Annotated in this window: 22 protein-coding genes; 14 read left to right on the top strand and 8 right to left on the bottom strand. The window is 63.4% G+C overall.

Features of this window, described 5'->3' with window-relative positions; all coding sequences use genetic code 11:
- Positions 1-63: 63 nt before the first annotated feature.
- Both A9K68_RS21780 and A9K68_RS21775 read left to right on the top strand, forming a co-directional pair.
- A complete protein-coding gene (locus A9K68_RS21780; protein WP_065009713.1) occupies positions 64-1,227 on the top strand; it encodes a hypothetical protein in 1,164 nt (387 codons plus the stop codon).
- On the top strand, positions 1,214-1,846 hold the full coding sequence (locus A9K68_RS21775) for a hypothetical protein (RefSeq protein ID WP_065009684.1): 633 nt from the start codon (positions 1,214-1,216) through the stop codon (positions 1,844-1,846). Before A9K68_RS21780 ends, A9K68_RS21775 begins: the two co-directional genes overlap by 14 nt.
- On the opposite strand, the gene A9K68_RS21770 is transcribed toward A9K68_RS21775, so the two are convergent.
- Genes A9K68_RS21770 through A9K68_RS21760 form a run of 3 tightly spaced genes read right to left on the bottom strand, consistent with a single transcriptional unit; the run spans position 1,843 to position 4,016 of the window.
- Positions 1,843-2,283, bottom strand: coding sequence for a GtrA family protein (locus A9K68_RS21770; RefSeq protein ID WP_065009685.1), 441 nt, complete (start codon positions 2,281-2,283; stop codon positions 1,843-1,845). The two genes, A9K68_RS21775 and A9K68_RS21770, sit on opposite strands and share 4 nt — an antisense overlap.
- Positions 2,276-2,968, bottom strand: a complete 693-nt coding sequence (locus A9K68_RS21765) for a class I SAM-dependent methyltransferase (protein WP_065009686.1) — start codon at positions 2,966-2,968, stop codon at positions 2,276-2,278. Before A9K68_RS21765 ends, A9K68_RS21770 begins: the two co-directional genes overlap by 8 nt.
- Positions 2,943-4,016 carry a glycosyltransferase family 2 protein gene (locus A9K68_RS21760; RefSeq protein ID WP_156768409.1) on the bottom strand — a complete coding sequence of 358 codons (1,074 nt, stop codon included), beginning with the start codon at positions 4,014-4,016 and terminating at the stop codon, positions 2,943-2,945. Before A9K68_RS21760 ends, A9K68_RS21765 begins: the two co-directional genes overlap by 26 nt.
- A 334-nt stretch (positions 4,017-4,350) precedes the next feature.
- On the opposite strand from A9K68_RS21760, the gene A9K68_RS21755 reads away from it, so the two are divergent.
- From A9K68_RS21755 to lpxK, 6 genes are all read left to right on the top strand, one after another.
- Positions 4,351-5,694 (top strand): TldD/PmbA family protein, encoded by a 1,344-nt coding sequence (locus A9K68_RS21755; protein WP_065009714.1) that lies wholly within the window; start codon positions 4,351-4,353, stop codon positions 5,692-5,694.
- The gene (locus A9K68_RS21750; protein ID WP_065009688.1) at positions 5,681-6,487 is read left to right on the top strand and encodes a 3'(2'),5'-bisphosphate nucleotidase CysQ; all 807 of its coding nucleotides are present in this window, start codon (positions 5,681-5,683) and stop codon (positions 6,485-6,487) included. Before A9K68_RS21755 ends, A9K68_RS21750 begins: the two co-directional genes overlap by 14 nt.
- Before the next feature lie 76 nt (positions 6,488-6,563).
- Complete coding sequence (locus A9K68_RS21745) at positions 6,564-6,809, top strand: DUF4170 domain-containing protein (protein WP_065009689.1); 246 nt, start codon at positions 6,564-6,566, stop codon at positions 6,807-6,809.
- A gap of 5 nt (positions 6,810-6,814) precedes the next feature.
- On the top strand, positions 6,815-7,603 hold the full coding sequence (locus A9K68_RS21740; RefSeq protein ID WP_065009690.1) for a lysophospholipid acyltransferase family protein: 789 nt from the start codon (positions 6,815-6,817) through the stop codon (positions 7,601-7,603).
- Entirely contained in the window at positions 7,600-8,916 is a 1,317-nt protein-coding gene (waaA, locus tag A9K68_RS21735) for a lipid IV(A) 3-deoxy-D-manno-octulosonic acid transferase (protein ID WP_065009691.1), read from the top strand. The genes A9K68_RS21740 and waaA overlap by 4 nt, the downstream gene beginning before the upstream one ends.
- Position 8,917: 1 nt before the next feature.
- Entirely contained in the window at positions 8,918-9,946 is a 1,029-nt protein-coding gene (gene lpxK, locus A9K68_RS21730) for a tetraacyldisaccharide 4'-kinase (RefSeq protein ID WP_065009692.1), read from the top strand.
- Positions 9,947-9,971: 25 nt separating this feature from the next.
- Here the strand turns inward: lpxK and A9K68_RS21725 are convergent, their stop codons facing one another.
- Both A9K68_RS21725 and A9K68_RS21720 read right to left on the bottom strand, forming a co-directional pair.
- Entirely contained in the window at positions 9,972-10,205 is a 234-nt protein-coding gene (locus A9K68_RS21725) for a DUF2093 domain-containing protein (protein ID WP_029354089.1), read from the bottom strand.
- Positions 10,206-10,348: 143 nt separating this feature from the next.
- Positions 10,349-11,275: a LysR substrate-binding domain-containing protein gene (locus A9K68_RS21720; RefSeq protein ID WP_082982519.1), complete on the bottom strand. Its 927-nt coding sequence runs from the start codon at positions 11,273-11,275 to the stop codon at positions 10,349-10,351.
- An 89-nt stretch (positions 11,276-11,364) separates the two neighbouring features.
- On the opposite strand from A9K68_RS21720, the gene A9K68_RS21715 reads away from it, so the two are divergent.
- On the top strand, positions 11,365-12,258 hold the full coding sequence (locus A9K68_RS21715; RefSeq protein WP_065009693.1) for a DMT family transporter: 894 nt from the start codon (positions 11,365-11,367) through the stop codon (positions 12,256-12,258).
- Positions 12,259-12,461: 203 nt separating this feature from the next.
- Here the strand turns inward: A9K68_RS21715 and mutL are convergent, their stop codons facing one another.
- Together mutL and A9K68_RS21705 are read right to left on the bottom strand one after the other, a co-directional pair.
- On the bottom strand, positions 12,462-14,336 hold the full coding sequence (mutL, locus tag A9K68_RS21710) for a DNA mismatch repair endonuclease MutL (protein WP_065009716.1): 1,875 nt from the start codon (positions 14,334-14,336) through the stop codon (positions 12,462-12,464).
- An 81-nt stretch (positions 14,337-14,417) separates the two neighbouring features.
- On the bottom strand, positions 14,418-15,320 hold the full coding sequence (locus tag A9K68_RS21705; protein WP_065009694.1) for a LysR family transcriptional regulator: 903 nt from the start codon (positions 15,318-15,320) through the stop codon (positions 14,418-14,420).
- Between the two features lie 104 nt (positions 15,321-15,424).
- On the opposite strand from A9K68_RS21705, the gene A9K68_RS21700 reads away from it, so the two are divergent.
- Positions 15,425-16,414, top strand: coding sequence for a zinc-dependent alcohol dehydrogenase family protein (locus tag A9K68_RS21700; RefSeq protein WP_065009695.1), 990 nt, complete (start codon positions 15,425-15,427; stop codon positions 16,412-16,414).
- A gap of 6 nt (positions 16,415-16,420) precedes the next feature.
- Here the strand turns inward: A9K68_RS21700 and A9K68_RS21695 are convergent, their stop codons facing one another.
- Positions 16,421-17,335: a LysR substrate-binding domain-containing protein gene (locus A9K68_RS21695; RefSeq protein WP_065009696.1), complete on the bottom strand. Its 915-nt coding sequence runs from the start codon at positions 17,333-17,335 to the stop codon at positions 16,421-16,423.
- Positions 17,336-17,427: 92 nt separating this feature from the next.
- Here A9K68_RS21695 and A9K68_RS21690 point away from each other — a divergent pair, with 92 nt between their 5' ends.
- From A9K68_RS21690 to A9K68_RS21675, 4 genes are all read left to right on the top strand, one after another.
- The gene (locus tag A9K68_RS21690; protein WP_029354079.1) at positions 17,428-18,978 is read left to right on the top strand and encodes a trimethylamine methyltransferase family protein; all 1,551 of its coding nucleotides are present in this window, start codon (positions 17,428-17,430) and stop codon (positions 18,976-18,978) included.
- Positions 18,979-19,021: 43 nt separating this feature from the next.
- On the top strand, positions 19,022-20,671 hold the full coding sequence (locus A9K68_RS21685) for an ABC transporter substrate-binding protein (RefSeq protein WP_065009697.1): 1,650 nt from the start codon (positions 19,022-19,024) through the stop codon (positions 20,669-20,671).
- A gap of 97 nt (positions 20,672-20,768) precedes the next feature.
- Positions 20,769-21,248: a DUF3828 domain-containing protein gene (locus A9K68_RS21680; protein WP_065009698.1), complete on the top strand. Its 480-nt coding sequence runs from the start codon at positions 20,769-20,771 to the stop codon at positions 21,246-21,248.
- Positions 21,249-21,252: 4 nt separating this feature from the next.
- Positions 21,253-21,807: a hypothetical protein gene (locus tag A9K68_RS21675; protein WP_065009699.1), complete on the top strand. Its 555-nt coding sequence runs from the start codon at positions 21,253-21,255 to the stop codon at positions 21,805-21,807.
- Position 21,808: the final 1 nt, after the last annotated feature.

Here is a 21,808-nt window from a genome sequence, read left to right as displayed (position 1 = left end):
GCCCCGGCGGCGCTAATTTAGAGGGGAGAGTGGCGCCAGCCACTCGAATGGGTGGAGGCAGAGTTGGCGCTCGAAGATGTCGCGCGTGCGAGCGCTGGCGCTCGCGCCATGTTCCTGACCGCCGCAGCGGTGCCGTTGCTGTTCGTGATCAGCGGACTGGCCATTCGCTATGCAGCATTTGCCTCGGTGTCGGAGGAACCAGGTTTCGCGGCTTATGCCCACGCGCTCTGCCGGTGGGATTGCGCCTGGTATATTGACATCAGCGAACAAGGTTACGAGCGCTTTCCCATTCCAGACCACAGCAATGTCGGTCGCTGGGGCTTCTTCCCGCTCTATCCGATGCTGGTCGCGGCGATCCGGGTTGTCTTCCCTTTCCAGACGATATTGGTCGCGACGATCACCTCCATTGTCTGCAGCTACGCCGCCTGTCTGGTAGCATGGCCGCTGCTCGACAAGAACATGCGCGCCTATGTGCTGTATTGCGCTTTTCTGCTGAGCGGCCCGTTCTCCTTTCACTTCACGACCTTCCTGAGCGAACCTCTTTTCGTGCTCCTGACCTCGTGCGTTTTTCTGGCGCTCAAGCGCTCCAGCTATCTCGCCGCGGGTGTTTCATCCGCGCTGCTGTCGGCGACCAGGCTCGTCGGGGTCTTCGTCGTATTTGCGACCGTGATTCAAATGTTCAGGGAGCACCGCGAGCAGGGCGGGTCGACGCTGTCTTTCCTGCGCTGGGTGTTTGGCCGGCCGGACTTGCTGGTCGCTGTCCTCATCTCGCCTGCCGGTTTGTTCGCTTACATCCTGTTCCTGTACCTCACCGTCGGAGACGGCTTTGCGTTCTTGCACATCCAGCGCGCCTTCGGACGCGTGGCCGGCAATCCGCTTGTCTTTCTATGGGACGGGCTCTCAACTGTTCCGACCATCGGATGGCTGCCCACGGCGCCGCAATGGAGCGCGATGGCCGCGATCACCGGATTGGCGCTGTCGGCAGTTCTGGCGGCTCGCAGACAATATGGCTCGGCACTCTTCTGCGCGCTCTGCATCATCCTGCCGCTGATCACCAACCTGGCCTCGATGGTCAGATATATCGTTGGGCTTGCGCCTCTGACAATGTTGCTCGCCGTCCTGTTGTCGGCGTCGAGGCTCATTTGGGTCGCAGCTTTGGTTCTCTTCCTCGGCGCCTGTTATTTCACGACGGTGGCGTGGATCGGAGGCTACCTTGCCTTGGTCTGACACTCTGGGCCCTTACAGACGCACCGCCTCGCTCGGCGGCTACGTGCTCGCGGCGGTTCTGGCCGGGTCCGAGATCGTCATCCTAGCGCTTGCTCTCAATCCGAACGTCAATGCCGATTATCGCGCATATTACATCGATCGGACGACGACCTGCCTCAACCGCGATGCCGTCGGCAGCTACACACTTGGCCAGACGATATCGTTCCGGAACGACGGCGCCAAGCAGGCAGCCGGCATAAAGGTCTGCGGCTGGTCGGGACCCGTCGCCGACGGCACCCATTCCCTGGGCGAGACCTCGCGGCTCCGCGTGAAAATACCGCCGCTGCGCAACGGGCTGACAGCCACGCTGCAGATGGCCGCCGTCATTCGTCCTCCACAGATCACGCAGAGGGTTGTGATCTCGGTGAACGGTGTTCGGGCGCATGCGGTGACGCTGTCTGGCAAAGAACCCCGAACGGTCTCGTTCGTCATTCCATCGGCGGCGCTCGGCAAGGCCGATACACTCGAAATTGCCTTCGATTATCTCGACGGCATTCCGCCAACTCCGGCCGCCAGCAACATCTATAAGCGCTCCATCAAGCTGGTGTCGTTCCGGCTGGATGCCATTGAGGTGGATTAGGTAGAGCGGTCGCCTTGCTGGCCGGGTCTACGCTGCGCAAAAACCCATCGGTCGAGCATGAGCAGATTGATCGCTGGAATAAGCAGGCATGTAACCAGAATGGCAATGATGGGCGGCAGGCCGAGTTTCGCCGTCAAAAGCGCCGGCGCCGCGTAAGCCACGGCGAAGCCTGTCGCCGTCAGCAGGACAAAACGCGCAGCTTCCGATCGGTGCGATCCGCTCGACATGAAGGTTACTGATTTGTGGGCGAAATACGAAAACACGGCAGCCGCGGCGTAAGCCGCAAGCGACGCCTGGACAGGCGAGAAGCCGATCCATTCCGATTTGACCAAAGCGATAGCCAAGACGGCGTACAGGATCGTCGCGGCGATGCCGACCAACCCGAAGCGCGCCAGCAGCTTCAGCCCGGCGCCGGCAGTCGAACGGTCCTCAGACATGCGCACTGCACGAATACTGGGCTCCGAGCGGTAGGGGCGCGAGCAGGCGCTCGAGTCTTCTGGCAAAAGGCCTGGCCGACGGCAGCAGCAGGAAGTGCTCGGATCGGATATCCCTGAATCCCGTCTTCTGAAAGAGGGACATTGCTTTGGCTGCGTTGAGCAGGACCGCGTCCTGGTCGAACGGACACCGAAACACCGCAAGACGCGTCAGCAGGTTATAGGGATTGTGCTCGATGATGCAGGCGACGCCGCCCGGCCGCACCACGCGCCGCATCTCCCGGAAGAAATCGAGCCAGGAGACGGGCGGAACGTGATGAACGACGCAACTGGCGAAAGCCAGATCGAACACGCCGTCCTCGTAAGGCAGGCTCAGCGTGGTACAGACGCGGTAGGTCACACCTGGATTGTCCTGGCCGGCGCGCAGGATCGATTCTTCCGAGACGTCGCAGCCATCCAGGCGCTCGAAGACGCCTTCGAGATAAGGGTGGAGCGACCCGACGCCGCAGCCGACATCCAGCGCCCGCACACCGGCACCACCCTGCCGAAGCCTTCGCTCGACCACGAGACGCCGCAGCAGGTCGGCCTTGGCGATCAGAAAGAAGTCGTGCTTGAGTCCAGAAAACCGGATGGATCCTGCGACCGCCTCGCCATAATTTGATTTATAGCTGTCGAAGAGTTCGGCCATCGGCCGAGGCTCCGTTTCTGGGTTTCCGAAACGATCGACGGCTATCACCCGGGGTGGCAGCACGCACTGCCGTGTCGAAGCCGGCGACCCGATCGATCACGTAAAGCGGACGGCGTTTGACCTCGGCGTGGATACCGCCGACATAGAGCCCGACCACGCCGGTCATGAAAAGATTGATGCCGCAAAGGAGCGACACGATCACCACAGTGGATGTCCAGCCGGCAATGATGCCGGTTTCAAAAATCCAGGCGAAGATGGCGAAGGTACCGAACACCAGCGCAAGCGCGGAGATGGCCAATCCGGCCCACAGCGCCATGCGCAGCGGCTTCTCGGAGAAGCTGACGATGCCGTGAACGGCAAGGTGCATCATCTTCCAGAATGGGTATTTGGTCTGGCCAAGGGTCCGCGCGGGGCGTTCGAAAGGCACCGCCGTCTGCTTGAACCCCATCCAGGCGAACATGCCCCTGACGAAACGATCATGTTCGGGCATTTGCTTGAAGGTTTCCAGAGCCTTGCGCCCGACCAGGCGAAAATCGCCGACGTCGCGCGGGATGTCGACCGACGTCATCTTCTCCAGCAGGCGGTAGAAGAGACTCGCCGTCAACCGCTTGAACCAGGATTCGCCCTCACGCTTGACACGGCGGGCATAGACGATCTCGAAGCCTTCCTTCCACTTCGCCACCAGATCGAGAACCACCTCCGGCGGGTCTTGCAGGTCGGCATCCATGACGATGACGGCATCACCCGCAGCCGCGTCCATGCCGGCCGTGATCGCGACCTGGTGGCCGAAATTGCGGGAAAGCTCGATCAGCCGGAAGCGCGGCTCGACGGCGACGACGTTCCGAAGGTATTCGACGCTTCCATCGATGCTTCCGTCATCGACGAAGATCGCCTCAGCCTCGCCGTCCAACCGGCAGATCAGCGAACTGATCCGCTCGATCAGTCGAGGCAGCACCTGTTCTTCATTGTATATGGGAAGGACCAGCGAGTACCGCGGCGGCGACACGTTCACCGCAGTCCTGATGCTTTGGATCACAGAGTCTCGCATGCGATTGAAAATGGAACGCAAGCTACAAAGTTCCAAGGACACACAAGAAATCGCTAAATTTAACGGTTTCGGGCAGGTGCCGATCATGAGTGGAAAGGACAAAGGCGTTACCGCAATCGCACGTCCGCATGTGGTCGTAGCACGGCGTCAAAGGGCCATCGGCCAGTCCGAAATCGCTGCGAAGCAGCCTTTGAGACCCGCTCCGATCATGCCGCTTAAAGCCGAGTGTCTGCTGGCCGATCTATCCTGCTTGCCACTTCTGCCATTGCACAAGCCACATCGGAACAATAGATGGTGCGGAGCGGCCGCCCGGCGGGAAAACAGGACTATGCACATGACCGATACGCTGGACTCAGCGAAATTGACCGACCGCGTCGCGGCCCTGGTCGAGGCTGCCAAACGGGCCGGCGCCGACGCCGCCGACGCGGTTGCGGTGCGCGGCCGTTCGACCGGCGTGTCGGTGCGGCTTGGCAAGGTCGAGGGCACCGAGGCGTCCGAGAGCGAGGATGTTTCGCTACGCGTCTTCGTCGGCAAGCGGGTGGCGAGCGTCTCGGCAACCGCTGCCTCCGACCCGAAAGTGCTAGCCGACCGCGCCGTGGCGATGGCGAAAGTCTCGCCGGAAGATCCCTATCAGGGCCTCGCCGATCCGGCCTTGCTCGTCAAGAAGCCGCGCGACCTCGATCTGTTCGATCCAACGGAAGTCTCGGCCGACCAGTTGAAGGAAGCGGCGCTGGCCGCGGAAGCGGCGGCCCTTGCCGTCAAGGGCGTTACCAATTCGGCCGGCAGCGGCGCCAGCGCCGGGCTTGGCGGGCTGGTGCTCGCCACCTCGCACGGCTTTGTCGGCCACTACGTCGCGTCGCGCTTTTCGCGCTCGACCAGCGTGATCGCCGGCGAGGGCACCGGCATGGAACGCGATTATGAATTCTCCTCGCGCCAGCATTTCTCCGACCTGGACGCGCCCGAGGACATCGGCCGTAAGGCCGGCGAACGCGCCGCGCGGCGCATCGGCGCGCGCAAGGCGGCGACCGGGCCGGTCGATGTGGTGTTCGACCCGCGCGTCGCCCGCGGCATTGCCGGTCATCTCGCCGGCGCCATCAACGGCGCGTCCGTCGCGCGCAAGACCAGCTTTCTGCGCGACATGATGGGCAAGCAGGTGGCGGCGGCCGCGATCACCGTCACCGACGAGCCGCTCCGGCTCCGCGGCCAGGCGTCGCGTCCGTTCGACGGTGAAGGCATCGAGGGCGAAAAGCTGCTGATGGTTGAGAGGGGCGTTTTGAACCACTGGTTCCTCTCAACCTCGGCCGCGCGGGAATTGGGGCTGACCACCAACGGGCGCGGTTCGCGCAACGGCTCCTCCGTCTCGCCGTCATCAACCAACCTCGCTATCGAGCCGGGCGAGCGGACGCCCGAAGACCTCATCAAGTCGCTCAAATCAGGCTTTTTCGTCACCGAAGTGTTCGGCCAGGGCGTCGACATGGTGACTGGCGAGTACAGTCGCGGCGCTTCCGGCTTCTGGATCGAGAATGGCGAGCTCGCCTATCCGGTTGCGGAAGTGACCATCGCCTCGAACCTGAAGTCCATGTTCCTCAACATGGTTGCGGCGAGCGATCTCGATCGCAATTTCGGCACCGCCGCACCAACGCTTCTGATCGAAGGCATGACCCTTGCCGGAGCTTGACCAGGTCACCTCCGCCGGGGCTCGCGAGGATCTGCCACTGCTGCGCGACGCCGCCCGCGAGGCGGGCGCCATCGCCATGCGCTATTCCGGCAACAATCCGCAGGTGTGGATGAAGGGCGGCACCTCGCCGGTGAGCGAGGCCGATCACGCCGCCGACGCCTATCTTCGCGAAACCTTGCTTGCAGCGCGGCCGGACTATGGCTGGCTGTCGGAGGAGACTGCCGACGATCCGGCAAGGCTTGCCGCCCGCCGCACCTTCGTCGTCGATCCGATCGATGGCACCCGCGGCTTCCTCGAAGGCCTTCGCTCCTGGTGCGTCAGCGTCGCGGTGGTCGAAGACGGTCGCACCCTTGCCGGCGTTCTCGAATGTCCCGCCACCGAGGAGACCTATTGGGCGCTGCCCGGTGAGGGGGCGTTCCTCAATGGTCGTCGCATTGCCGTGCGCCGCCCGGCAGCAATGGTCGAAATCGGCGGGCCGAAGCCATTGATAGGGCTGATGCCGGCGGAATGGCAGGGCCGGCTGAGCCGCGTGCCCTATATTCCCTCACTCGCATACCGGCTGGCGATGGTCGCCAATGGCAGGCTCGACGCGACCTTCGTCAAACCCAACGCCCATGACTGGGACATCGCCGCGGCGGATCTCATCCTGCGCGAGGCCGGCGGCGCATTGCTCGACCAGAATGGCCGCGCACCGCGCTACGCCGGCGAAGTGATCCACCACGGCGCGCTGGTTGCCGGCAGCGGCGAACTGCTCGCCGTGCTCTCCGGCATCATCGCAGGGCTGGACGGTTGAACATATCATCAATGGTTCCAAAGTCGGCGGCTTTGGTCTAGACCTGTCACAAACTCACGATATGTGAAGGACCGACATGACCGCGGAAGACGGAAAGAAGCAGCTTTTGCACCTGGTGTTCGGCGGCGAACTGAAGACGCTGGGGGGGACAGAATTCCGTGATCTCGACGCGCTCGACATCGTCGGCATCTATCCGGATTATCAATCCGCGCAAACGGCGTGGAAAGCCAAGGCCCAAGGCAGCGTGGACAACGCCCACATGCGTTATTTCGTCGTTCACCTGCACCGGTTGCTCGACCCCGACAACAAGGCCGCCGGTTGACATTGATGGATCATGAAGCCGTGAAAGGGCCGCCCACGAGGTCCGCGGTAAAGGGGCGCCGCGGTGGCACCTCGAAGATATTCTGGCGCAAAATACGTGAACCGCTGGCGCAATCGCGATTCGTCAAGAACGCCATCGCCAGCCTATTTGCGCAGTTCGTTCGCATCATCCGCCTGACCAACCGTGTCGTCGACGGGTCGGCGCAGATGTCGGGCGGCGCCTACTCGCAGTTCGAACCCATCATCATCGCGCTATGGCACGGCCAGCATCTTCTGACTCCGGCCTACTATCCCAAAGGACGGCCGCTGGTCGCCATGGTGTCGCGTAGTGCCGATGCCGAGCTCAACGCACTGATGATCGAGAAATTCGGCATCGAGGCGGTGCGCGGCTCGGGCGGACGCGAAAGCTCGAAGCGCCGCGACAAGGGCGGCGCCACAGCGCTGATCGCCCTGAAAAAGTCACTCGCCACCGGCAAGAACGTCGCCATGATCGCTGATATTCCGCATGGCACGCCGCGCGATGCGGGGCTTGGCATCATTCTCCTGGCACGGCTTTCGGGCCGACCGATCCTGCCCGCCGCCATCGCCACCAGCCGCCGCAAGGTGCTGGAGCGCAGCTGGGACAAGACCACGATCAACCTGCCGTTCGGCCGCTCCTCGATTGTCGTCGGAGCGCCGGTTTTCGTTCCGGCCAATGCGGATGAGGCCGAAATGGAACGCAAGCGCCAGGAGGTCACGGCCGCGCTCAACGCCGCGACCGCCGAGGCCTATCGCCTCGTGGATGGCTCAAAATGAGCGAGCGCTGGGCGCGCACCTTCCTGATGGCGTATCGTTTCGCAGGCGCAGTCGCCTATCCGCTGATCGGACCCTATGTCGCCTGGCGCACCTCCAGGGGCAAGGAGGACCGAATTCGCCGGCGCGAACGCTATGGCATCGCCGGGCGCGAGCGCCCCGAGGGACCGGTGATCTGGATCCATGCGGCGAGCGTCGGCGAGACAATCGCCGTCGTGCCGCTGGTCGAGAGCATCCTCGACTACGGCGTCAACATCGTGCTGACGACGGGGACTGTCACCTCCGCTCAGGTTGCCGACGAACGGCTCGGCGATCGCATCATCCACCAATATGTGCCGCTCGACCTCAAGCCGGCGGTCAGCCGCTTCCTCGACCATTGGCGGCCGGATCTGGCGATCATCGCCGAATCGGAGATCTGGCCGATGACCATCCTGGAGCTCGGCGCGCGCCGTGTGCCCCAGGTGCTGGTCAATGGCAGGCTGTCGGACCGCTCGTTCAAATCCTGGAAGAAACGCGCCAACATCGCCGAGGCGCTGTTCGAGAATCTCGCCCATGTTGTTGCCCAGTCGGATGTCGACGGCGAGCGCTTCCTCTCGCTCGGCGCCCGGCCGGTCACCGTATCCGGCAATCTCAAGGTCGACACCACGCCGCCGCCGGCCGACGAAAGGACGCTGTACACGCTGAAGCGCCAGATCGGCGCCCGACCGACCTGGGCGGCGATCTCGACCCATGACGGCGAGGAGGTGGTCGCTGCCGAGGTTCACGCGATGCTGCACAAGCGTCACCACGGTCTTTTGACGATCGTCGTGCCGCGCCATCCCGATCGCGCCGAAGCGCTTGCCACGCAGATTTCCGGCATGGGCCTGAAAGTCGCTCGGCGCAGCAAGGGCGACCGGATCATCGCCGATACGGACATTCTGCTCGGCGACACGATGGGCGAGATGGGGCTTTATCTCCGGCTGACAGAGATCGCCTTCGTTGGTCGTTCGCTCACCTCGGAGGGCGGCCAGAACCCGCTGGAGCCGGCCATGCTCGACACGGCGGTGCTGGCCGGCCGCAATGTCCAGAATTTTCGCGAAACTTATCAGCGCCTGCTCGACAGCGGCGGCGCCAAGCTGGTGCGCGACCGCGACATGCTGGCCGGCGCCGTCAATTTCCTGTTGAGCAACGAGGTGGCTCGCCATGAGATGATGGCGGCCGGCGCGGCGACCGTCGACGAGATGCGCGGCGCGCTGGCGCTCACGTTGAAGTCGCTCGAACCCTACATCCAGCCGTTGGTCGTCAAGTCGCGCCTCAAGGGCGCCAACGGCCGCTAAAATGGCCAGCGAAGCGCCCCCCTTCTGGTGGGAAGAACCGGACTGGCGGGCGCTGGCGCTGGCGCCGCTGTCCGCGATCTATGCGCTCATTGCCGGCCGCCGCATGCGCTCAGCAGCGCGCGAAAAGGTCGAGGCGCCGGTGCTGTGCGTCGGCAACTTCACCGTCGGCGGCACCGGCAAGACGCCGGTGGCGATCGCCCTGGCCCGGCAGGCCAGGCGCATGCAGCTCAATCCCGGTTTCCTGTCGCGCGGCCATGGCGGCTCCTTCGCGCAGCCGCATGTCGTCGATCCGCATCATGACGCCGCCAAGCATGTCGGCGACGAGCCGCTGCTTTTGGCCGAGCACGCGCCGGTCGCAGTGACGCCGAACCGTGCCGCCGGCGCGCGCCTTCTGCTGGAAAAGCATGGCTGCGATTTCCTGATCATGGATGACGGTTTCCAGAGCGCGCGCATCCATATCGACTATGCGCTGGTCGTCGTCGATGCACGCTACGGCGTCGGCAACGGCCACGTCATTCCTGGCGGTCCGCTCAGGGCTGATATCGTCGACCAACTGGTTTTCACCAGCGCGCTGCTGAAGATGGGTGAGGGCCTTGCTGCCGATGCGGTCGTCCGCCAGGCGGCGCGTGCCGGCCGGCCGATCTTCGAGGCGCGTACACGGCCAAGCAGCAAGGCGGGGCTGGCCGGCAAGCGATTTCTCGCCTTTGCCGGCATCGGCCATCCCGACAAATTCTTCGACACGGTCCGTGAGGCCGGCGGCGAGATTGCGCTGACCCGGTCGTTTCCGGACCATCATTTCTATGGCGAGGACGAGCTTGCCGAACTGGCAACGACAGCGCGAGGTGCCGGACTTGGCCTCATCACCACCGCCAAGGACGCCGCCCGGCTGCGCCATGATGCCGCGTCCGCCGATTTCCTCGGACAGCTCGATGTGCTGGAGATCGACACCGTGTTCGATCCCGACCACGTGCCTGAACGAATCATCGACGAGACGCTGGATGCCTGGCGGCAGCGCAAGCTTCAGGGCTGACTTTGCAGCCGATCCGGAAGCTGGCTTAGCGCCGGCTGCGCATTTCGGGATTTGCCTCGATCTCGCGGCGCAGCGAGGCCGCGGCACTCGCATAGGGCTCCTGCCTGGCGACGCTCCAATATTTGAGCTCATCGAGCGGGATGCTTTCGCCGGTGACCGCGCAGCGCACGAAGGCGCCGGGGCTGGTCACCTGGAAGTCGCCGTCTAGGTAGCGGATACGGGCTTCCTTGCCGCCGGGGCCTTCGAAGCGGTTCATCATGACAGGGAGCCAAGGTTCATGAGGATGTCATCGCCACAAAATGCCGGCAAGGTCAAGCTTGGAGCGAGACAAGATTGGGTTTGGTCGGCTCTGTTTCAGACGACAACCAGCCGAGCAAGCCGGCTAAGTGGATGTCCGGCATCCTACTGCTCGGCTACGATGAAATCCTCGATCTTTTCCGGCGCCAGCCCGGCCTGGGCCGCAATGCGCCGGGCAAGCTCGGCGGCGGCGGCGCGCGGTCGCCCTATAGGCCGGTCTAGCCAGTAGGATATCGGGCTGAGAACGATGCGGTCGTCCACAGCGACGATGCGGCCTGACTTCAGTTGATGCTCGATCATTGGCGGCCGCGCCAGCGCAATACCGAGGCCGTGGGCGGCAGCATCGAGCACCAGATTGTAGTCCTCGAAGCGGCGGTCCTGTGGACGCGGCCGATAGTCCATGTCCTGGGCGGCAAACCAGGCGCGCCAGGCCGAAGCGTCCGAATCATTGATCAACGGAAATTTGAGCAGCCGGGCTGGGTCGCCACGGCCGATCTCCCTAGCGAGGTCCGGCGAGGCGACCGGAAACACATGTTCTTCGAACAGCTGTACCGAGACGCGGCTGGGAATGCGGCCGCGGCCGCAGCGGATCGACAGATCGATGCCCTCGTCGGCAAGATCCGCCTGACGGATATCGACGTCAAGCACGATGCGCAGCTTGGATGGGTTGTTTTCCAGCGCAGCCATGCGCGGCATCAGCCACAGCCCGCTGACCGAGGGGATAGAGGTCAGCCGCACCACGGCGGTGCCGCGCGGCTCGATCCAGCGGTCCGAATTGCTGGATATCAGTGCAAAGGCCTCAGTGGTGCGCAGATGCAGCCGGTTGCCTTCGATCGTGAGCGAAACGCCGCGCGCGCCGCGATCGAACACTTTCAGCCCGAGCCAGTCCTCGAGCTTGGCGATCTGCCGGCTGACGGCGCCATGGGTGAGATTGAGTTTTTCGGCAGCGGCCGAAAAGCTGCCCGTCCGCGCCGCGGCGTCGAAGGCGCGCAGGGTTTCAAGCGGCAACATCGCATCCGAGCTGTGATCCATAGTCACAGGTGATCCTCGATTTGGTCGTTTGTCAACCGGTCAGGAAAGGCGTTTGTGTCTTCAGGACAATAAAGGCCCGAGGGTACAAGATGAACGCCTATACCGGCACGTTGAATTCGACACAGCGGATGGACACCACAGCAGTCATTGCTGTGGCACTGACAGTGGTTGGCTGGGCCTCCGCCTTTCCGGCGATCCGCGCCGGCCTCGTGGCTTTCGGGCCGCTGGAACTTGGCGCGCTGCGCTTCGCCATCGCGGCGGTGCCGGCGGCGATCTTCCTCGCCGTCAAGCAGCCGGCGCTGCCCCGGCTCGATGAGATTTGGCGCTTTGCCTTCGGCGGCGCCGTCTTCGTTGCGCTCTACACGGCAATGCTCAATTTCGGCGAGTTGACCGTTTCGGCTGGTGCTGCCGGCTTCATCATCAATGTCAGCCCGATCTTTACCGCGATCATGGCGATGGTGCTGCTCGGCGAACGCTTCTCAGGCCTGGCCTGGGCCGGCACATTCCTGTCCTTCGCCGGCATCGGCATCATCGCCATGGGCGAGGGGCAAGGCTTGCATTTCAACACTGGCGCGCTGCTCATCCTCGGCTCGGCGCTGTGCTCGGCCGTCAACACCATCGTGCAAAAGCCGCTATTTGCCCGTCATCATCCACTGACCATTTCGGCCTCGAACATGGTGCTCGGCGCGCTCTGCCTGCTGCCTTTCCTGCCGAGCAGCCTGAAGCAGGCGGCGGTTGCCGATAGCGCCGGCCTCGCCGCCGTGACCTTTCTCGGCATCGTGCCCAGCCTCATCGCCTACGCCGCCTGGGCAACAGCACTTTCCCGCCTGCCTGCAGCCCGTGCCTCGAACTTCCTCTATCTGGTTTCGCCGGTGGCGACGCTGATCGGCTTCTTCTGGCTGGGCGAGGTACCGACGCTGCTCGGTATTCTCGGTGGTGCACTGGCGCTGGGAGGCGTGATCGTGGTGAATTTGAAGAGGTGAATCTGAGGGTTGGGGCTGTCTCTTGACTCGAAAAGAGCCGCTGTCAGCGGCTCTTTCGGATCCCACCCCGCTGCTTCGCAGCGACCCTCCTCACAAGGGGGAGGGTAAGCTCTTCGCGAAGCGACCGCGACTAAGCTCCCTACCTCCCCTTGTGGGGAGGTCGGACCGAAGGTCCGGGCGGGGGTCTGCGCCCTGCGAGTTCCCTACCGCCTTCCAAAAAGTCTCTCAATATCGGCAAGCTTCAGCTCGATGTAGGTCGGCCGTCCATGGTTGCAGGTGCCGGACCCCGGCGTCGCCTCCATCTGGCGCAGCAGCGCGTTCATCTCTTCGGCCTTGAGCAGGCGGCCGGACCTTACCGAGCCGTGGCAGGCCATGGTCGCGGCTATTTTGTCCAGCCGCTCCTTCAGCGTGTCGACCGTGTCGTTGTCGGCGATCTCGTCGGCAAGGTCGCGCACCAGCTGCTGGACATTGGTTTCGCCGAGCATCGACGGCGTCTCGCGTACCACGACCGCACCCGGGCCGAAGCGCTCGACGGCGAGGCCAAAGCGGGCCAGCGTTTTGGAATGCATGGCAAGCCGCTCGGCATCCTCTTCCGGCAGGTCGACGATCTCGGGCAAAAGCAGCATCTGCGACGGCACGGCGCGCGCATGCAGCGCGTTCTTCAGCGCCTCGTAGACCAGCCGCTCATGCGCTGCATGCTGGTCGACGATGACAAGCGATTCCTTGGTCTGCGCGACGATGTAGTTCTCGTGCACCTGCGCGCGTGCGGCGCCCAGCGCCATGCCAAGCAGCGTCTCCGCCGCTTCGGCTTGCCCGGCACGCGCGTCGGCGCTGTGAAGCGGTCCGGCGTCGAACGCCGCCTGATCGTTTTCGCCGAAGCCACCATTTCTGAATTCCGTGTCTTCAAGCCCCATGTCCAGCGGTCGTTGCGGCGAGCGGGAGGCGTCGAAACCGGCGAAGCGGGAGGCCCGGTAGGCCGCTTCGTAGCTGCGATGGCCGTTTGCCGGACCGGCATGGGCATAGGACGCCGCGCCCGGCCGGAACGCCGCCATCATGCCGGCCGCCCCGGTGGTGGCGGCACGGATGCCGGCATTGGCCAGCGCCTCGCGGATGGCGCCGACGATCAGCCCGCGCACCAGCCCCGGATCGCGGAAGCGGACATCGGCCTTGGCCGGATGGACATTGACGTCGACGATGGCCGGATCGAGCGTCAGGAACAGCACCGTCACTGCATGGCGGTCGCGCGGCAGCACGTCGGCGAAGGCGCCGCGAATAGCGCCGGCGATCAGCTTGTCGCGGACCGGCCGGCCATTGACATAGGCGTACTGCTGCAGCGCATTGGCGCGGCTGAACGACGGGATCGAGACGTGACCGGCGAGATGCACGCCGTCCCGCACGGCGTCGATGGTAATGGCATTCTCCGGAAAGTCGGCGCCCATCACTTGCGCGACGCGGCGCAGCCGGCCTTCCGGGCTGTCGTCGGTCGCCGGCAGTTCCAGCGTCGAGCGGTCGGAACCGGTCAGCGTGAAGCGCACGGCGGGGAAAGCGATGGCGATACGCTTGATCACATCGCTGGTCGCCGAGCTTTCGGCGCGCTCGCCCTTCATGAATTTGAGCCGCGCCGGCGTGGCGAAGAACAGGTCGCGCACCTCGATCGTGGTGCCGCGATTGGCGGCCGCCGGCCTGACGGCGGACACGCACCCGCCCTCGATGCCAATCTCGGCGGCGCTGTCGCCGTTGGCCGTGCGCGAGCGGATCGACAGCCGCGCCACCGAGCCGATCGACGGCAGCGCTTCGCCGCGAAAGCCGAGCGAGCGGATGTCGTGAATGTTGTCGGCGAGCTTCGAGGTGCAATGGCGTGCGATCGCCAGCGCCAGTTCATTCTCCGGGATGCCGCAGCCGTCGTCGGTGACGCGGATCAGGTTGAGCCCGCCGCCGGCGGTGACGATCTCGACTCGGGCAGCGCCGGCATCGAGTGCATTCTCGACCAGTTCCTTGACCACGCTTGCCGGACGCTCGATGACTTCGCCGGCGGCGATCTGGTTGATCATCGTTTCGGAAAGCTGGCGGATGGGCATGAAGGCACTATACGCGGATTCGCCGCCCATGCGGGAGAGGCAGAATTGAGGAAACCGCGCCGCCCACCGCACTCCTGCATTTCACGTCATCAGCCTGGGCAGTGCTGCCGCCAGCGCATCGACGGCAAGACGGACCTTCAGCGGCAAGTGAGGCGTCTGCAGCCATAGCGCATAGGCGTCGTAAAGAAATCCCGGCTGTTTCGGCAGCAGCACGAGAAGTGCGCCGGCCTGAATGTGTTCACGGACCAGCCAGTATGGCAGCCAGGCAAGCCCCATGCCCGCTGCCGCGGCATCGGCGATCGCAGCGAGGTCGTCGAGCCGCAAGCGGCTGACCGGCATGACCTCCAGTGCGGCCTGATCATCGCGCGGAAACAGCCACGGTTGAACGACACGGCCCGAACGGCGGTAGATGATGGCCTGGTGGCTGCCGAGATCCCCTAGCTGCCGTGGCCACCCGTGCATCTCGAGATAGGATGGCGACGCGCAGACGACCATGCGCTGGCGCGCGATGCGCCGGGCGATCACGCCGGGCTGATCCTCCAGATTGCCAGTCCGGATGGCAAGATCGCAGCCATCCTCTGCAAGATCGGCGATGGGATCGCTGAACGACAGGTCGAGTTCCAGAGCAGGATATCGCTGCGCAAGCTCCAGCAGGATCGGGGCTACGCAGCGCCGGCCGAAATGCACAGGCATGATGACGCGCAGCTTTCCGCGTGGTTCGGAGAGTTGATCGGCCGCGAGTGCATCTGCAGCCTCGGCTTCAGCGAGCACGAGCCGGCAGCGCTCATAATAGGCGCGCCCGAAGTCTGTCAGGCTCTGGCGGCGAGTGGTCCGGTTGATGAGGCGCACACCCAGACGCTCTTCAAGAAACCGGACATGCTTGCCGATCATCGGTCCGGACAGATCGAGAGCGGCAGCAGCCGCCGCGAACGAGCCCAGATCAACGGCTTTGACGAACACGGCCATGCTGGTAAGGCGATCCATATTCAAAACTCTCAGTTTCTACTGTCTTGCCCAAGCAGCTATTTATCTGCCAGGCGGCTGTTGGCATAGCGTATTCGGTTCAAATATTTTGGAGTTATGGCCGGATGGCACGCGTTGTTCGTTTTCATCAGCATGGTGGTCCCGAGGTTCTGCGCATCGAGAATGTCGATACTCCCAGGCCTAGTCGGGGCGAGATTCAGATCCGGGTCAAGGCGTTGGGGCTCAACCGGGCCGAGGCGCTGATGCGGTGGGGCACCTATATCCAGACGCCGCCATTGCCTTCCGGTCTTGGCCTTGAGGCAGCCGGTGTCGTCCAAGCGGTCGGCGAAGGCGTGGGCGGTTTTGCGCCAGGTGAGGCCGTCAGTGTCGTGCCGCCACTATCGATGGCCCGCTGGCCCGCCTATGGTGAGATTGCCACGTATCCCGCCCACCTCGTGGTCAAGCACCCGCCATCGCTCAGCTGGGAAGAGGCGGCAGCCGTCTGGACGCAGTATCTCACCGCCTATGGCGCATTGATCGACATTGCCAAGCTCGGCAGGGACGATTTTGTCGTCATTACCGCGGCATCAAGCAGTGTCGGACTCGCCGCGATCCAGATTGCCAACATGGTTGGCGCGACCCCGATCGCGGCCACGCGGACATCTGCCAAGAGAGAGGCCTTGCTCGAGTTCGGCGCCGCCCATGTTATTTCTTTAGCGGACGAAGATCTGGAAGCCCGGCTGAAGGACATCGCCGGCCCGGAGGACATCCGAGTGGTGTTCGACGCAGTCGGCGGCCCGATATTCGCGCCTCTGACGGCGGCGATGGCACGGGGTGGCATTCTCATCGAATATGGCGGCTTGAGCCCCGAGCCAACGCCGTTCCCGCTATTCGCCGTGCTGGCCAAGACGCTGACACTGCGCGGCTATCTGGTCCACGAAATCACTGGCGATCCGGCGCGGTTGGAGGCCGCCAAGACGTTCATCCTTGACGGGTTGATGTCGGGGTCGCTTCGGCCGGTGATCGCCAAAACCTTTCCATTCGAGCAGATCGTCGAGGCGCATCGGTTTCTCGAGTCGAACGAGCAATTCGGCAAGATCGTCGTGACGATCTGACGAGCATTAATGGGAGCCTCGCGCTTGCGCGGCCAGCCAGTCCCGAACCTTGCGGGCGTTGTCGCTGAGCTCGCGGTTTCTCGACCAGATGATATGAAATCCCTTGCCGGTCGTCATCGTGTGGCCGGTCGCACGCACCAGAAGTCCTGACGCCAGCAGCCGCTCGGCGAGGTGACCCCAGCCGAGCGCAATGCCTTGGCCCTCCATGACCGCCTGGATCACCAGCGCATAATCGTTGATGCGCAAGCCGCGCCCGGCATCGGTGATGTTGACCCCGGCCGACTGGAACCACTCGTCCCAGCTCGCGGCATCGCGAAACGGCTCTTCGAGATGGATGAGCCGGTGTGATGGGAGATCCTCGACCGTTTCCGGCAGCCCGAATCGCGCCACATAGCTCGCGCCCGCAACTGGGAATATTTCCTCATCGGCCAACGGCAGCGAATGATAGTCCGGCCATTCCCTCGGTTCGCCGCCGCGAACGCCGAGCGGGATGTCTTCGGCGATGATGTCGAGATCACGGTCGGCGGTCTGGATGCGCAGGTCGATGCCCGGCAGTTCGTCGCGAAACTGCTGCAGGCGCGGCATCATCCAGAACGAGGCGAAGGCCGTCGACGCGGCGAGCGTCACATGGCCGCCGGTCGCCTGCTGGCGCAGGTCCTCCGCTGACCTGCGGATGTGCGACAGGCCGAGCGAGACGTCGGCGTGGAAGCGGTCGCCGGCTTCGGTAAGGCTGACCTGCCGATGGCGGCGCTGGAACAGTTTGGCGCCCAGCTGCTCTTCGAGGCCGCGGATCGCATAGGACACGGCAGCCTGCGTCATGCCGAGCTCTCGCCCGGCGGCGGTAAAGCTCGACAACCGCCCGGCGGCCTCGAAAACGATCAGGCTGCCGGCCGACGGCAGCAGATGGCGCAAGCTTCGCATAAGCTGAGCTTATACAAGAGATCAGGATTTTCCAGCGTCACAGCCATATTTTCTCTCGCTACGCTGGTCATCACTGGGAGGATAGAGTTGCCATGAACGCACCGGCCGCCGAAGTCACCGAACACGCCAGCCGCCGAGGTGGCGGCCGCCTGGGGCGCAAGGCGCTGCGGGGAACTCCCATGGCGTCGTTTCCGACGCTCGTTCGCAACATACCCGCATACCAAATGGTCCCGGACGAGGCTGTCGAGCTTATCCACCAGGAGTCGCTCGCCATCCTCGAAGAGGTTGGCTGCGAGTTCCGCGACGACGAGGCCATAGCACTGTGGATGGCCGCCGGAGCCGATGTCTCTGAGACGCGCGTCCGCATTGACCGCGCGCTCTTGATGGAACTCGTCTCGAAAGTCCCGCCGGAGTTCACGCTCAATGCGCGCAACCCTGAGCGCTCGGTCCGCGTCGGCGGTAAGAATTCCATCTTCGTGCCGATGTATGGCGCGCCTTACGTGCGCGACCTCGACAACAACAGGCGCTATGGCACGCTCGCCGACCTTCAGAATTTTCATAAGCTCGCTTACATGGCGCCAGCGCTGCACTCGTCGAGCTCGATCATCTGCGAGCCGATGGAAATTGCGGTGCCGAAGCGTCACCTTCACATCATTCATTCGGCGCTGAAGCATTCCGACAAGCCGTTCATGGGCATCGTGACGTCCAGGGATCGAGCCGAAGACACGATGGCGATGGCAGGCATCGTTTTCGGCGAGGACTACGTCCGTGACAACCCTGTGTTGGTGGCGATAACCAATTGCAACTCGCCACTGGTATGGGACGCCACCATGCTGGACGCGATGAAGGTCTATGCGCGTCACAACCAGCCGCTGATCCTGGCGCCGTTCGCCCTCTGTGGCGCCTCGACTTCGGCCTCTGCCGTAGGTGCGGTCGCGCAGGTCAATGCGGAAGCGCTGGCTGGCGTCGCGTTCACACAGCTCCTCCGTCCAGGTTCGCCGCAGATCTACGGGCAGTTCATGGTTACGGTGGACATGAAGACCGGCGCTCCCATGGGCGGCACGCCTGAGGCGGCCCAGATGATGTATCTGATGGGGGCGCTGGCGCGGAAATACCGGCTGCCCTGGCGCACGTCGGGCTTCCATGTCGGATCGAAGCTGAATGACGCCCAGGCGGGCTACGAGGCGAACATGCTGATGCATGCCGCCATCCTTGCCGGCGCCAACTACATCTGGCACTCCGCCGGATGGCTCGAGGCCGGCCTGACCTGTGGCTATTCAAAATTTGCGACGGACTGCGAACAGCTTGTTGGCTGGTACAAATATGCTGGCGGCCTTCCGTTCGACGATTTCAAGGAAGCGATGGCGGCGATCCGCGAGGTGGGGCCGCAGGGCCACTTCCTCGGCACCCAGCACACGCTTGAACATTTCGAGTCCGCCTTCTTCATGCCCAGCATCATGGACTTCAATTCGTACGAACAGTGGAAGGCTGAAGGGGCAAAGGACCACGACACGCGCGGCCGCGAGAAAGCGCGCAACATGCTCGCCGATTATGAGGAGCCGAAGCTCGATGAGGGCATTGCCGATGGTCTCGAAGATTTGATTGCGCTGCGTGAGGAGAAGCTGCCGGACAGCGTTAGTTAATAGGACAGGCGAAGACCTGACGGGAACCAGACGGGAGGAAAAAATGACAATCTTCAGAAGCAACGGCGATCGCGTGCCGAATGCGATCGAGGCAATGGCGGCAGAGACGCGTGCAGGCCGGATGGACCGGCGCGAGTTTCTGGCGCTGGCAAGCGCCTTTGGGGCATCGACGGCCCTTGCCTACGGCATGATCGGTCTGGCCGTGCCGGAGCAGGCTTTGGCCGAGGAGCCGAAGAAGGGCGGAACGCTGCACGTTTCGATGTCGGTAAAGGCGCAGAAGGATCCCCGCACTTATGACTGGGTGGAGATGGCAAACGTCACCCGCACCTGGCTGGAGCCGCTGGTGCGCTACACCAAACAGTTCACCTTCGAACCGGTTCTGCTCGAAAGCTGGGACGTCAATGACGACGCCACCGAATATACGCTGCACCTGCGCAAGGGCGTGACCTGGAACAATGGCGATGCCTTCAACGCCGATGACGTTGTCTTCAATCTGACGCGCTGGTGCGAGAAAGGCGCCTCGGGCAATTCGATGGCCGCGCGCGTCGGCGCGCTGATCGACGCAAAGACCGGCAAGGCAAGGGATGGCGCCATAACCAAGGTCGACGACAACACCGTCAAGCTGCAGCTGAACGAGCCTGATATCTCGCTGATCCCGAACTTCACCGACTATCCGGCGCTCGTCGTCCACCGCAACTTTGACGCCGACGGCGCCGACCCGATCAAGAAGCCGATCGGTACTGGACCTTTCGAGCTTGTCTCTTATGATGTCGGCCAGAAAGCGGTCGTCAAGCGTCGTGAGAACGGCAAGTGGTGGGGCGGCGAGGCGCCTCTCGACAGTGTCGAATTCATCGACTACGGCACCGACTTCAACGCCACCGTGAACGCGTTCGAGTCCGGCGAGATCGACATCAACTTCGAGACACCCGCAGACTTCATCGACATCCTCGACAAGATGGATCTGGTGAAATCGGAGGTCGCGACAGCGACCACACTGGTTGCCCGCACCAACATCACCCACAAGCCCTATGACAACCAAAAGGTGCGCAACGCGCTGCAGATGGCGGTCGACAACGGCGCCGTGCTGCAACTTGGCTATGCCGGGCGAGGGACCGTCGGCGAGAACCACCATGTCAGCCCGATCCATCCGGAATATTATCCGCTGCCCAAGAAGACGCGGGACGCGGCCGGCGCCAAGAAGCTGATGGCCGACGCGGGGCAGGCGGACTTCGAGCATGAGCTGATCACCGTCGAGGACGAGTGGCAGAAGAACACTGGCGATGCGATCGCCGGCCAGTTGCGCGATGCCGGCATCAATGTGAAGCGAACGGTGCTGCCGGGCTCGACCTTCTGGAACGACTGGACGAAGTATCCTTATTCCATGACGATCTGGTACATGCGCCCGCTCGGGGTTCAGGTGCTGGCGCTCGGCTATCGCACCGGCGAGGCCTGGAATGAGACGGCGTATTCGAATCCCGATTTCGACGCCAAGCTCAAGCAGGCCCTCTCGCTCGTCGACGTGGAGAAGCGGCGCGAGGTGATGAAGGACATCGAGCAGATCCTGCAGGATTCGGGCGTCATCATTCAGCCGTTCTGGCAGAAGCTGTACAGCCACATGGACAAGAAGGTGAAGAATTACGCTGTCCACCAGACTTTCGAGATGGATCTCCAGAACGTCTGGCTGGACGCCTGAGTTAACGCCCAAGAGGATTTCATGGGCCGCAAAAAATCCGGGATGCAGGATTCGTGGTATTGAACGGTTCCCACCACGAAAACCTGGAGATTATCGGATGAGACTGACTGTGCTTGCCGCCGCTCTCTCGATCGCAGCGCCTGCGGCCGCTCTGGCCGGGCCGGCAGCCAATGCGGTTAAGTTCTTCTACATGCCCGAAGTCAAATTCGAGCCCGACGCGAAATACCGCGACCGTTTCACCGAGCCGGTGACCAAGTTGTTCGACCTCAACGACCAGGCACAGAAGAACAAGCCGGACGAGGTGCCTTGCATCGATTTCGCCCCCGGTCTCGACGCTCAGGACTATGACGAGAAGACAGTCGCCAAGACACTGAAGCTGTCTGAAGCAGTGGATGGCGACAGCGCCAGCGTGACAGTGACCTTCAACCTTTTCCCGGAAGGCGATGACTCCAAACGTGAAATGGTCTGGTCGCTGAAGAAGGTTGAGGGCAAATGGAAGGTCGCCGACATCACCTCGAAGACCAGCGGCTGGACGCTGAGTGCGCTCGAATGCCTGGCTGGCCAGACTCCGGAGTGATGCCATGGCCCGTGCCTTGGCCCTGGCGACTGTGTGCCTGCTGGCGGCGGCGTTGAGCAGCACCGCCGCTCAGGGCCTGTTCGGCGCGCCGTCCGCAAATGCGCCGGCCGATAATGCTGCAACTTCGCCGACCGCGTCCCAGCCGACCGATAGCGCCCCGGCAGCGCCGGTGCGGCTGGGTTCGCCAACGGCGGTGGTGAAACCGTTCTACGAGCATGTCGGGCTCGAGCTCGATCCGGCCCAGCGCAGCCACTTCGCCGATCCCGCGAAGTCGGTGCTCGACAAGAGCGATGCGCTGCGGAAATCGGGACAGGGCGAATGCCTCGATCCCAACATGGCGCTGGACAATGCGGAATACGACAAGGCCGAAATCGATAAGAGCCTGAAGACCATTGAAGCGGTCAAGGGCGACGAAGCCAAGGTGGTCGTCGCCTTCGTCGTCGCCGGCAATCCGCACCGGCTGGAGTGGAAATTCAGGAAAGTCGACGGCGACTGGAAGGTATCAGACCTTCTGTCGGTGACCGGCGAATGGGCGCTCAGCCAGTACCAATGCGAGTAGG

Origin of the sequence: Mesorhizobium sp. AA22, from assembly GCF_001672375.2 — a bacterium.
Classification (GTDB): domain Bacteria; phylum Pseudomonadota; class Alphaproteobacteria; order Rhizobiales; family Rhizobiaceae; genus Mesorhizobium; species Mesorhizobium wenxiniae.
Note: the sequence above shows the minus strand (reverse complement) of the source record. Positions and strands in the feature narration are given on the sequence as shown.